11 protein-coding genes and 1 tRNA gene are annotated in these 12,452 nt (G+C 63.1%); 5 read left to right on the forward strand and 7 right to left on the reverse strand.

The genetic code is table 11. The annotated features are described in order from the left end of the window. Window positions 1-1,969 (forward strand): TonB-dependent receptor (locus ACOJSI_RS05205; RefSeq protein ID WP_420137199.1); only part of this gene is annotated, 1,969 nt, incomplete at its 5' end. A 72-nt stretch (window positions 1,970-2,041) separates the two neighbouring features. On the opposite strand, the gene ACOJSI_RS05210 is transcribed toward ACOJSI_RS05205, so the two are convergent. Further along, a tRNA-Val gene (locus ACOJSI_RS05210) sits at window positions 2,042-2,117 on the reverse strand. Between the two features lie 155 nt (window positions 2,118-2,272). Next, complete coding sequence (locus tag ACOJSI_RS05215; protein WP_420137200.1) at window positions 2,273-3,007, reverse strand: SIMPL domain-containing protein; 735 nt, start codon at window positions 3,005-3,007, stop codon at window positions 2,273-2,275. A gap of 135 nt (window positions 3,008-3,142) precedes the next feature. Here ACOJSI_RS05215 and ACOJSI_RS05220 point away from each other — a divergent pair, with 135 nt between their 5' ends. Both ACOJSI_RS05220 and ACOJSI_RS05225 read left to right on the forward strand, forming a co-directional pair. Next, window positions 3,143-3,535, forward strand: coding sequence for a hypothetical protein (locus tag ACOJSI_RS05220; protein WP_420137201.1), 393 nt, complete (start codon window positions 3,143-3,145; stop codon window positions 3,533-3,535). A 63-nt stretch (window positions 3,536-3,598) separates the two neighbouring features. Then, window positions 3,599-5,020, forward strand: a complete 1,422-nt coding sequence (locus tag ACOJSI_RS05225) for an MATE family efflux transporter (RefSeq protein ID WP_420137202.1) — start codon at window positions 3,599-3,601, stop codon at window positions 5,018-5,020. A 13-nt stretch (window positions 5,021-5,033) separates the two neighbouring features. Here ACOJSI_RS05225 and ACOJSI_RS05230 read toward each other — a convergent pair whose 3' ends face one another. Next, window positions 5,034-6,065 (reverse strand): aldo/keto reductase, encoded by a 1,032-nt coding sequence (locus tag ACOJSI_RS05230; protein WP_420137203.1) that lies wholly within the window; start codon window positions 6,063-6,065, stop codon window positions 5,034-5,036. A 161-nt stretch (window positions 6,066-6,226) separates the two neighbouring features. Here ACOJSI_RS05230 and ACOJSI_RS05235 point away from each other — a divergent pair, with 161 nt between their 5' ends. Then, on the forward strand, window positions 6,227-8,044 hold the full coding sequence (locus ACOJSI_RS05235) for a M10 family metallopeptidase C-terminal domain-containing protein (RefSeq protein WP_420137204.1): 1,818 nt from the start codon (window positions 6,227-6,229) through the stop codon (window positions 8,042-8,044). Between the two features lie 18 nt (window positions 8,045-8,062). On the opposite strand, the gene ACOJSI_RS05240 is transcribed toward ACOJSI_RS05235, so the two are convergent. Beyond that, entirely contained in the window at window positions 8,063-9,682 is a 1,620-nt protein-coding gene (locus tag ACOJSI_RS05240; RefSeq protein WP_420137205.1) for an NAD(P)/FAD-dependent oxidoreductase, read from the reverse strand. Between the two features lie 80 nt (window positions 9,683-9,762). Between ACOJSI_RS05240 and ACOJSI_RS05245 the strand changes: the two genes are divergently transcribed. Then, window positions 9,763-9,963, forward strand: coding sequence for a hypothetical protein (locus ACOJSI_RS05245; RefSeq protein ID WP_420137206.1), 201 nt, complete (start codon window positions 9,763-9,765; stop codon window positions 9,961-9,963). A 424-nt stretch (window positions 9,964-10,387) separates the two neighbouring features. Here the strand turns inward: ACOJSI_RS05245 and ACOJSI_RS05250 are convergent, their stop codons facing one another. From ACOJSI_RS05250 to ACOJSI_RS05260, 3 genes are read right to left on the reverse strand one after another with little or no spacing between them, the layout of a single operon-like run. Continuing rightward, on the reverse strand, window positions 10,388-10,915 hold the full coding sequence (locus ACOJSI_RS05250) for an NUDIX hydrolase (RefSeq protein WP_420137207.1): 528 nt from the start codon (window positions 10,913-10,915) through the stop codon (window positions 10,388-10,390). Next, entirely contained in the window at window positions 10,912-11,577 is a 666-nt protein-coding gene (locus ACOJSI_RS05255; RefSeq protein ID WP_420137208.1) for a TPM domain-containing protein, read from the reverse strand. The genes ACOJSI_RS05250 and ACOJSI_RS05255 overlap by 4 nt, the downstream gene beginning before the upstream one ends. Continuing rightward, window positions 11,577-12,419 (reverse strand): TPM domain-containing protein, encoded by an 843-nt coding sequence (locus ACOJSI_RS05260; RefSeq protein WP_420137209.1) that lies wholly within the window; start codon window positions 12,417-12,419, stop codon window positions 11,577-11,579. The genes ACOJSI_RS05255 and ACOJSI_RS05260 overlap by 1 nt, the downstream gene beginning before the upstream one ends. Window positions 12,420-12,452: the final 33 nt, after the last annotated feature.

Genomic DNA, 12,452 nt, shown 5'->3' on the forward strand with positions numbered 1-12,452 from the left:
GGGCGGTGGCCAGAACGATTTCGCTCTCGTCTCCGATCCAGGCGTCGGCGTCTCTGTCGACGACGTTTATTCGGCGCGTTCCATCGGCGGCGTGATGGACGCTGTCGATATCGACAGCGTGCAGGTGCTGCGCGGCCCGCAAGGCACGTTGTTCGGGAAGAATACGATCGGTGGCGCCGTATTGATCAACACCGCCCAGCCGGACCTGAATACGACCAGCGGCCGGATCGAGGCAACGACGGGCAGCTATGACCGGATCGACGTCAAAGGTGCGATCAACGTGCCGATCGTGTCCGACAAGGTGGCGCTGCGCGTCTCTGCCGCTTCGCTCAATCGCGACGGCTATGTGAAGCGCCTGTTCGACGGCGGCACCCAAGGGGATCGCTCGGCGCAGATGGTGCGCGCCAAGCTGCGCATCCGTCCCGTTCCGGAACTGACGATCGACCTCGGCGCCGATTATACGCGGGCGCGGGAAACCTCCGCACCGTCTGATCTGCTGGCGGTTGGAAACGCGCCGGGCATCACGGGCATCCCCTTCCTCGCCAATTACAACCGCTACGTCGCCCCGAGCCGCGGCATCATCGCACCCAACGGCCAGCCGACATTGAACCCCAGCTTCATCACCGACAGCCCCTACGAAACCTGGGCCGGCGGGCCGAATGACAACGATTTGGACCTCTGGGGCCTGCAGGGCACGGTCGCTTATGACCTGGGCGGCGCGACGCTGAAGTCGATTACCGCTTATCGCGACATGAAGGCCTATTTCACGCGCGACGGCGACAATACGCCGTTCGTCTTCCGCCAGACCACCAATCGCGACAAGCAATGGCAGTTCAGTCAGGAATTGCAGCTCACCGGCAAGCTGCTGGACGACCGGCTGAGCTATGTCCTCGGCGGCTATTATTTCAAGGAGAAGGCGTCGGACATCGCCACGGCGGATCTCGCGATCGGGCTTTGGGCGCCGCTCGCGCCGCCGCCGTTCAGCCCGGCCGTGTTCATCCAGAATTACACGAACAATCGCAGCTACGCCGCTTACGGGCAGCTCGATTATGAGATCGTCCCGCGTTTGAGCGTGACGGTTGGTGGTCGCTACACCAGCGATAAAAAGATCTTCACGTCGATCAATACGCGCCAGCGCGACAATGTTACCTTTGTCGACGTGACCAAGGCGGCGACGTTCAAAAAGTTCACGCCGCGGCTTGGCCTGAATTACAAGGCGAGCGATGATCTGCTGCTCTACGGATCCTTCTCACGCGGGTTCAAACAGGGTGGCTTCAACGGACGTCCGCTCGATAATGCCGGCGAGGTTACCCAATATGCGCCCGAGACGCTCGACACCTACGAAGCGGGCGTGAAGGCGCAGTGGCTGGACGGCGCGCTGACGACGAACTTCGCTGCCTTCCATTCGATCTACAAAGACATCCAGCTGACGGTGAACCAGACACCGACGAACTTCGTGGCCAACGCCGCGAAGGGCAAGATTGACGGCTTCGAGTTCGAAACCGTGATGCGGCCGGCGCGATGGTTCACCTTCAACGCCGCCGTTGGCTATTTGGATGCGCGCTATACCGCGGTTGGTGCTGGCCTGGGCCCGACCCAGATCCTGCCGATCACGCTCGCCACGCACTTCGTGAAGGCGCCCAAATGGACGGTCAGCAGCGGTGCCGAGGTGAGTCACGAATTCAACAATGGCGGCAAGATGGCGCTGCGTACCGATGTGACCATGTACAGCCGCATCTATCACGACGTCGCCAATTCGCCGCTGATCACCGATGACGGCTATAGCCTGGTCAATGCCCGGCTTACGTACACGCTACCGGGGCAGGCCATTCAGCTCTCGGTGTTCGGGACGAACCTGACCAAGGCACTCTATCTGGTGTCGGGCAACGTCTCCGGTGCATTCGGCCTGGCCGAGGCCAGCTATGGCCGCCCACGCGAATGGGGCGTGTCCGCAAGCTATCGCTTCTGATCGGCCCTGGCGGCCGGGCATCCTTCGGGATGTCCGGCTACGCCATGTCTGAGATTACGAGATTGCTGGGAATGGTGGGCGGTGACGGGCTCGAACCGCCGACCCTCTCGGTGTAAACGAGATGCTCTACCAACTGAGCTAACCGCCCGAACGCATCGGAAGCCGCGGAATAGGTTTTTTTCGCGGGGAGGCAAGTGCTTGTTGTCGAAAGCGGCGAAACAGCGCCGCGCCCTCCCCGATCGCGCCCGATAATCCCGCAGTCGTCCGGGTGCCGCAGCACCTTGGCATGCCACGTCCCCCGGGTCATTTCTTGTCGGCAGGCGCCAGAACGAAGTCGATGCTGGTGGTGACGATATTGGAGTTGGTTCCGGCCATGACCGGCGGTGCCGCCGCCCGCTGTACCATCGGACTGGCGAATTCCCTGGCCGCCACATCGCCCATCTGCGGCATGACGCCGCCTTCGCCACCATCGCGGATCGACAAGACCCGTACGATCTTTAGGTTAGCCGCTGCCGCATAAGCCTGCGCCTTGGCTTGAGCCGCGCGAAACGCATTCGCATAGGCGCCGAGATTGGCCTTTTCCGGGTCGGCGACACTGAGGTCCGGACCAGACACGATATTGGCGCCAGCAGCGGTGACATCGCCGATCGCCTGGCCTGCCCGCTTGATGTCCCGCACGCGCACGACAATCATGTTGCTGGCCTCGTACTTGCCGCGATTCTTTCCGTAATCGATCCGGCTGAGCGAGATGTTCCGCGTCTGGATGTCGCGTTCGGCTATATTCAATTTGGCGAGCGCTGCCGTGATGCGGTTCATCACCTGGGCATTACCCGCGGCAGCCTCTTTCGCATTCGCTCCGATGCTGGACATACCCGCGGTGAACATCGCCTGGTCCGGCGCCGCCTCGGCTTTTCCGGTGGCAGAAATGGAGAGCAACGTCTCTCCGCGCCGCAGACCTCGCGGATCAGGATCGTCCCGACCGCAGGCGGACAAACCCGCGAGGATCAAGAACAGCGGAAGCGCCGAGGTTCGTATCATAAGATCGTTCCTTTCAATGCCGGCGCGACTGTATCGCGTTTGAGTATTCCTGCAATTACCATCAGCTGACTTGATCAATGCTGGATTTTGCCATGACACCCGGACTAGTTCCGATGTGAGAAACGCGAGATCACGATGTTTGAACGATTCCGGATCAAGGCGGCCTTGCGAGCGGAGATCATTGATCTGCGGTCCCAAAGCCTCGATCCCGGCGCACTGGCACAAGCGGAGCTGATCTTCTTCGAGCCTGCCTTCCTGCTGGTGCCGCGCATGAAGCAGGAACGCTGGACGCCCGACCAAGCCATGGTTTTCATGGTTACCGACGTGCTGCAGCAGGCCAAGGAGAGCGGCTATCTCGCCATTCTGCGGACGGAATCTCCGTCTATCTATAGCGCATTACGCGCGATCCATCGGCGCATATTGATGCGCGCTGCTGCCGATCCAGAACTTACGACCTGTGTCAGCCGTCCCGGCTGGGCGCAGACACCCTTCGCGGATGAGGATGAGACGTCGACGGGGAAGGATTAGCGCGACGAACCAAGCCCGAGATCACAGGTTGGTCATCGCCCGGACCCGGCATAAAGCGACGCTATGGCCGCTGCCTCCTCCCTTCTTCAGCCTTGGCGCCGTGAAGCCGGCGCGACGGTGCGCTTGGCCGCACCGCTCGTGCTGACCAACATGACCCAGGCACTGATCCAGGCGACGGATGTCGTTCTGCTGGGCTGGCTCGGCGCGCGCAGTCTCGCTGCCGGCGCGCTGGGTACCAATCTGTTCGTGGCTTTCCTGATTTTCGGGATGGGGCTGGTGACCGCGTCCTCGCCTTTGCTCAGCCGCAAATTGGGCGGCATGCCGCACAGCGTGCGCGATATTCGGCGGACGGTTCGTCAAACGATGTGGGCGGCGATGACCGTGGCGGCGCCGGTGCTCGTCATCCTGTGGCATGCCGATATGCTGCTCATCGCGCTTGGCCAGGATGCCGGGCTGGCGCGGGAAGCCGCCTCGTTCGTGAGGGCGCTGGAATGGGGCATCGTGCCGGCGCTGCTTTACCTGGTGCTGCGCGCCTTCATGGCGGCGCTGGAAAGGCCGATCTGGTCGCTGCTGATCGGCGCGGGCGGTGTGATCGTCAACGCGCTGATCAATTACGGATTGATCTTCGGCGCGTGGGGATTGCCGCGGCTCGGCCTGGTCGGCGCCGGCCTGGGAAGCGCCCTCACGCAAACCGCGATGTTCCTGGGGATGGCCGCGGTCGTCCTCCTCCATCCCCGCTTCCGCCGCTATCGCCTGTTCGGTAATTTCTGGCGGGCGGATTGGCCACGGTATTGTGAAGTGTGGCGCCTTGGTGCCCCGATCGCCATCACGCTGGCGTTGGAAGTGACCGTATTCAACGCGGCCGTTTTCCTGATGGGCTTGATCAGTACCGATGCCTTGGCGGCGCACGCCGTCGCCATCCAGATCTGCACCTTCACCTTCATGGTTCCGCTGGGTCTCGCGCAGGCCGCAACCGTGCGCGTCGGCTTGGCTTTCGGTCGGCAGGACCGGGATGGCATCGGCCGCGCAGGATGGACGGCCCTCATTCTGGGCGTCGCCTTCATGGCGTTCACGGCCACCATGCTATGGACAGTGCCACGGCCGATCGTCACCTTGTTCCTCGATATGCGCGATCCTGGCAATCAGCCGGTTTTGGCGCTGGCGATTGCCTTCCTGGGGGTAGCGGCGGTGTTTCAGATCGTCGACGGCGCACAGGCGGTCGGCGCAGGCATGTTGCGCGGCCTGCACGACACCAAGATCCCCATGCTATACGCCGCCTTCGGCTATTGGATCGTCGGCCTGGGCATTGCGGTCGGGCTCGGTTTCGGCCTGCATTGGAACGGCGTCGGCATCTGGATCGGACTCGCCAGCGGTCTGGCGGTCGTGGCGGTGTTGATGATGATCCGGTGGGTTCGGCGCGAAGCGCTAGGCCTCGACGCCGGACGCCCGGATCAGGTGACCCTGGTGCACGCACCGGTGCACTGAAGCACGGCGGGGGTCACCATTTGGTGGGTTTGGGATTGCGCTCCTCATAGTCGATCTGGTGCCAGTAAGGATAAGCAGGGGTCCGATGACTGGCTTCGTCCAGCAGCGCGACATGCTCCGCATCCAGGGTCCATCCGACCGCCCCGAGGTTCTGGCGAAGCTGATCCTCCGTACGCGCGCCGACAACGATGTTGGCGACGGTCGGGCGCGTCAGCAGCCAGGCCAGCGCAATCTGGCTGACGCTCTTGCCGGTATCGGCCGCGACCTTGTCGAGCGCGTCGACCACATCGAACAGATATTCATCGTCGATCTGTGGACCGCCGACGGCGCCACCCTTTGCGATCCGTCCTTCGCCAGGCGTCTGCCCGCGCCGGATCTTTCCGGTCAGACGCCCCCAGCCGAGCGGGCTCCACACCATCAGGCCGACGCCCTGGTCGATTCCCAAGGGCATCAGTTCATGTTCGTAATCGCGCCCGACGAGCGAATAATAGCCCTGATAGGCAATGTAGCGGGACAGGCCGTACGCATCGGAGACCGCCAGGCTTTTCATGAGGTGCCAGCCGGAGAAATTCGACGCACCGATATAGCCGATCTTTCCGGCCGTGATCAGGTCATCCAGCGCGCGCAACGTCTCCTCAACCGGCGTAAGCGCGTCGAAGCCATGCATGAAATATAGATCGATATGATCCGTACCGAGCCGTTTCAGACTGCCCTCGACCGAACGCACCAGATGGTAGCGCGACGAACCGGTGTCATTGGGTCCGTCGCCCTTCCGGAAGCTCGCCTTGGTGGAAATCATGGCACGGTCGCGCTTGCCCTTCAGCGCGGCGCCGAGCACCTCTTCGGAACGCCCCTGCGAATAGATGTCGGCCGTGTCGAACAGCGTCACACCCGCATCCAGGCATATGTCGATCAGACGGCTAGCCTCATCCACATCGGTCTGGCCCCATTTTTCGAAGAAGGCGTTACTGCCGCCGAACGTACCGGTGCCGAAGCTGAGCGCAGGAACTTTGAGGCCAGAGCGGCCAAGCTGGCGATAGTCCATGGATGATACCTCAACCTTAGCTGGGCCTTAGGAAAGCCCACCGAGAATAGTCCCAGTTCAAACGCTTCCGATCGTCAGTAGCTCCACCCGCCGAGACGCTTCATGAATTGCTATAAATCTATGGCCTGCTACGCTTTTTAGGACCAGCGGGGGGCGGTTTTATGAGTTCGCTCGGAACGTATGAGAATATCGTCGCCTTCATGAGTGGCGTCGACGCCGATGGGCGCGCCGCAGCCATATCCTTTCAAACCTGGAACGGGGATGCGGATACGCAGTCTCCCAGTGCCTATTCGAACATGTCGAGTGTCCGGAAGTGGGGCAGCCCAGTCGCCGGGTCAGGCGGAACGGTCAGCTACGGCTTCGATCCGAATTCGCATTGGACTGCGTCCGAACAGGCGGTTTTCTTGTCCTCGATGCACCTGTGGGAGGCCGAGGCGAACATCAAGTTTGTGGCGGCCGCCTCAGCGGGATCGGCGCAGCTCATCTTCACGCGCACGAACGATGACGCTGCGCAGGGCTACCTCGCGGGCACGAAAACACAAGTTGGCAGCGCGCAGCTCGGCACCGCGGTATATGGCGGCATCAAGATCGATACGAACACGCCGGGCTTCGGCCCGCTTGACGGCTCGTTCACCAACTATGGCGGCTATGCCGGCATGACCGCGCTACATGAGATCGGCCACGCCATCGGCCTGGGGCATGCCGGCCCCTACGATGGTGAGGATGCGCGCTGGTCGGGCGCGACGCTCGACAACATGTCGATGACGATCATGTCCTACTTCTCGCCTGACCAAGCGGGGCAGACGGTGAATTGGGGCAATTACAAAGGCTATGCCGGCGTGCCGTCGACACCCATGCCGCTGGATATCCTTGCAGTTCAGCGCCTTTACGGGCTGCCTGTCGACTCGCCGCTCAGCGGCGGAAATGTCTTCGGCTTCCACAGCAATATTCAAGGCGATGTCGGCCGCTATTTCGACTTCGCAATCAACAACCACCCTGTCGTCACGCTGTGGAGCAGCGGGGCGGACAACACGCTGGACCTGTCGGGCTACAGCAGCAATTCGTCCGCCTATCTGCGCGATGGCGCTACCAGCAGCGTCGGTGGGCTGACCAACAACCTCACCATCGCCAACGGCACCAAGATCGACACGCTGTTGCTCGGCTCGGGTAACGACCTGGCGGGCGGCAATGACAACAGCAATTTCATCTATGGAGGATCGGGCGCGGACACGATCCAGGGCGGAAGCGGCAACGACCATCTTTATGGCGGCGGCACGAGCCAGCTAGCCGGTGATGCAGCCGATCGCATTTTCGGCGGTGACGGCTCGGATTATCTGCAGGGTAATTCCGGCAACGATACGCTTGACGGCGGCGCCGGTTCGGACCGCATCAGGGGCGGCGCGGATAATGATCTGATCGTGGGTGGTCAGGGCAACGACACGATCAACGGCAATCTCGGAAACGACACGATTGACGCCGGCGATCAGAACGATCTGGTGCGGGGTGGCCAGGGTAATGATGTGATCAACGGTAATTTTGGCAGCGACGTTGTCTATGGCGATAATGGAGACGATCGCATCTCGGGCGGCTGGGGATGGGATCAGCTTTATGGCGGCCCCGGTTCAGACGTCTTCGTTTTCGTGGATCGCGACGGGCAGTATCAAACGAATTGGGACGATGCGTACAAGCTGGATATGATCCAGGACTATGAGGACGGCATCGACCACGTGCATCTCGCTATGGGCGCACCTTCCGCCATGTTTCAGCTCGGCGCCCTGGCAACCGTGCAAGCAGCCGCGAATGCCGCCGAAGCCCTGATCAACTCGGCCGCGAATGCAGCTGCGAATTTCAGCCAAGTGGCTGTCGCCTCGGTCGGAACGGATACGCTGGTGTTCTTCTGGGGTCCCGCCGTGGGAATGGAAGGGTTCGAGATCAGAAACCTCGCGTCGCAGAATTTCTCCGCCGCCGACTTCGCTTGAGGTGGGGCCGCTTGGTTCTTACCGCCCCTCTGTAATGCTGAGCGCTACAGCCTCGGCAACCTTGATCCCATCGATCGCTGCGGAGAGGATGCCGCCGGCATAGCCAGCGCCCTCGCCCGCAGGGAATAGATGCGCCGTATTGAGGCTCTGGAAATCCTTCCCGCGCGTAATACGGACGGGTGAGGAGGTGCGCGTCTCAACCCCTGTAAGCACTGCATCGGGATGATCGTAATTGGCGATCTGACGGCCGAAGACCGGCAGTGCCTCACGGATCGCCTTGACAGCGAAGGCCGGCAAGCAGGTGACGAGATCGGTCAGCGTAACTCCCGGTTTATAGGAGGGAGTGACCTCACCCAATGCCGTCGAAGGACGTCCCGCAAGGAAATCGCCCAAGCGCTGCCCGGGCGCCTTATAGTTCGATCCGCCGGCGACGAAGGCGCGTTCCTCCAGCTCCCGCTGAAGGGCGATACCGGCCAGGGGGTGGCCGGGATAGTCGCGCGCCGGATCGATGCCCACCACCAGGCCCGAATTGGCGTTGAACTCCGCCCGCGAATATTGGCTCATCCCGTTGGTCACGACGCGGCCCGGCTCCGATGTCGCTGCCACGACGCGGCCGCCCGGGCACATGCAAAAGCTATAGACGGTGCGCTGGTCGGCGCAGTGATGCGACAGCGTGTAGGCGGCCGCGCCGAGATCCGGATGGCGCGCGCATTCGCCGAAGCGCGCCCGGTCGATCCAGGACTGGGGATGTTCGATCCGCACGCCGATCGAGAAGGGCTTCGCCTCGATGTGCACGCCGCGCGCATGCAGCATCGCAAAGGTGTCGCGCGCGCTGTGGCCGACGGCAAGGACGACATGGCCTGTCTCTAATATTGCTCCGTCCTGAAGCCGCAGGCCCGTCAGCCGCCGGGACCCGTCCGGATCTGTTTCGACCAGGATATCGTCGACGCGATGCTGCCAGCGATATTCGCCGCCCAATGCCTCGATCGTGGCGCGCATATGCTCGACCATCGATACCAGGCGGAAGGTCCCGATATGGGGATGCGCCTCGGTCAATATCTCCTCGGGCGCACCGGCGGCGACAAATTCGGTCAGCACCTTGCGCGAAAGGTGGCGCGGATCCTTGATCTGGCTCCACAATTTGCCGTCCGAGAACGTCCCAGCCCCGCCCTCGCCGAACTGAACATTCGATTCGGGATCGAGCTCGCCGCGCCGCCACAGACCCCAGGTATCTTTGGTGCGCTCGCGGACGATCTTGCCGCGATCAAGGATGATCGGCCGGAAGCCCATTTGCGCCAGGATCAGCCCGGCGAACAGGCCGCACGGCCCCGCGCCCACCACCACCGGCCTGGGGGCACCGGCTGGCGCCCGTGCGACGAAGCGATACCGGGTGTCGGGCGTCGGCCGCACATGGGGGTCTTGCGCCAGACGCGCGAGCACCGCCGCTTCGTCGCGCACCGTCACGTCGACAGAATAGACCATTAGGATGGCCGACTTGCGGCGGGCGTCATTGGCGCGGCGCGCGATCGTGAGGTCGATGAGGTCGGCTGCGGATATCCCGAGACGTGCGATCACGGCATCGCGCACGGCTTCGGGTGCATGCCCGAGGGGCAGCTTGAGATCGGTAAGGCGGAGCATCGCGACTTATTAGCCCGATCGGGCGCGACCCGCTACGGAACCCTTCAACCCGCCGCACCGTTGGCCGGCTGGAGGTAAGGATGACGACCGAAGATCCAACGCCGGACAAAGTTCAGAACGCCACCGTGCGCGGGGGCGGTGAGGCGGAGGGCGGCATCGCGCCCCGCGCGGAGGATCCGACCAGCCCCGAACAGGCCGACGCCCGGGCTGAACAGCGCGATGCGGCGCAACGCCAGCGGGGCTTTGGCGACGATCGCGCGACTGACCCGTTGAAAGATTGAGCGCGGGCCTGCCCTTGAACCCTATCCGGAAGCACACAAGTGCGGTGCGATGCACGCCACCCAGATCCACAACCTCATCTTGTCCCAGCTCATTCGATCCGTCGGAGGCACGCGTCAGCGTTGGCGCCGGGCGATAGGAGAGCTGCGCGTCTATTCGTTGAAGACGCACCCCCATTGCAATTGGGACGTTTTTGCCTCCGGCAGCGCAGCCGACATTCGGGCGGTGAACCAAATCGTGGATCATATTCGCGCCGACCACCCGCATGTCACGGCCTCGTGACGATCAGCTCCGGACGAACAGGCGCAATCGGCCAGGCGGAAAAAGGCATGGGCAAGGGCAGTAGCAAAGCATGCCATCCTTAAGGGAATGGCGCGCGCCGTTCCGATTTAGGGGAGCCGCCGCGGTATCCGTCCGCACGCTGATCTAGGCCAGCAATCCCGCGCCGAGCAGCACCAGCATCTTCACGTCGATGAAGAGCCCCTCGGCGCGCTTGGCGGCGACGAAGTCGGCGATGTTAGCCACGGGCACGCGATGCACCGTGATATTCTCGCCAGGAACGCCGCCGCCTTCGCCAACCTTGGTGAGGCCGAGCGCGCGGACCAGGCAGAATGTCTCCGAGACCATGCCGGGGGAGGAGGCGAAGCGCCCGACGACCTCCACCTTCTCCGGGCGATATCCGGTTTCTTCCTCCAGCTCGCGCGAGGCGGCGAGTTCGATGCCCTCGCCTTCTTCCGTGTCGCCGACCAGTCCGGCAGGCAATTCCAGACAGCGGCCGCCCAGCGGCACGCGAAATTGCTCGACCAGCAGCACGTCGCCATCGACGATGGCGAGGATCACCGCTGCGTTGATGCCGCGGGCGCGGCCGACATATTCCCACGTATCCCATTTGCGGACGGTGATGAATTTGCCCTGCCAGACGATGTCTGGCGTGCCCGAGAGTGGTTTGCTCATAATTGGATTAACCGGTCTGGAAGTTCGTTGGGATCGGTGCCGCTGAACGGGAAATGCGTGGCGAGGACCGCGCCGATCCGCTCTACAGCCGCTGCCATGCCATCGCCTGGCCGACCATCGCGCATGGCCTCGACCAACGCCGCCATGGCTTCGCCCCAAGCTTCCTGGGGCGCGCGAGCGTGAATCGCGGCGTCGGCCACGATCTCGGCCCGGTGCTCCGCCAGGCTGAGGTAGAGCAGCACGCCGGTCTTGCTGAGCGTGCGCTGTTCGGTGCCCGCCCGAAACAGCATGATGGCGCGGGCCCGCACACGCCGTTCCTTGATCGCGCGCGGCGTCACCGCCATCCGGACGGCTGGCCGACCGATGACGAAGCGGCCGATGACGAACATAAGCACGCACACGATCGTCAGCAGACTGAGCTGGATGCGGACCGAAGGCGCCTCCCAGCCGGTCAATGGGGCGAGCGCCTTGAGCAATAAAGGAGGCCACGCCGCCGCGATTGTCAGTGGAAACAGCGCAGCGAGCGCCGACCATTGCAGCACGATGTCGCCATAACTATCGGACGCGTTCGAGACGATCGCGCTGATCTCTCCGTCGGTACGCGCCTCGGCGGCGCGGATCGCCGCCGCGACCTTTGCGCTATCATCAGGTTGAAGACGCATCACCAGCTCCCCGATGCACCGCCGCCGCCGAAGCTGCCGCCACCGCCGCCGGTGAAACCACCGCCACCCCAGCCGCCGCCACTATCGCTGTCGCTCCCGCCGCCGCCCCAGGACGATCCACCCCACGAGGAATCGCTGTCATGGCTGTGACTGGCGATCTCGCTGGCTGCCCACAACCATATCGGCCAATCACTGCCGGCATTACCGCTGCTGCGTGCGTAGCGCCGACCGCCGGCCTTCCGGAAGATGGACAACAGCATGAAAACGAGGGCTGCGAAGAAGACGATGATGATGATCGGGAATTTGGCTGGGCCCGCCTCCCCGACATTATGGGTCTCATCGAACTGCTTGGCGGCCTCTGCGGCCTTGGCTTTGGCCTGATCGTCCGGCAGCCGCAGCTGGGTTATGAGCGCGTCCGCGCCCGCCTCGATGCCGCCCGGCATATCGCCGGCCTTGAACTTCGGGATGATCGTCTGATTGATGATCACGCTGGACAGGGCATCGGTCAGGATCGGTTCAAGCCCGTAGCCGACCTCGACCCGAACCTTCCGTTCGTTGGGCGCAACGATCAGGATGGCGCCATTATCGGCGCCTTTCAGGCCAACACCCCAGGCGCGGCCAAGCTTGTAACCGTAATCCGCAATGTCCTGCCCCTGCAGGTCCGGGATGGTCGCGACCACCAGCTGATGGTTGGTCTGCTGCTGCAACGTCCGCAGCTTCGCCTCCAACGCCGCCTTGCGATCTGCCGGCAGGACGCTGGCAGCATCCGTGACGAGGCCGTTGAAGGGCGGGAAGGTCTGGGCAAAGGCCGAAGATGGCAGCAGCAGAGTGAGCAGCGCCAATAACGCAAGCCAACCAGCAGCGCGCCTGGAGGG

The organism is Sphingomonas sp. (assembly GCF_048595155.1).
GTDB lineage: Bacteria > Pseudomonadota > Alphaproteobacteria > Sphingomonadales > Sphingomonadaceae > Sphingomonas_I.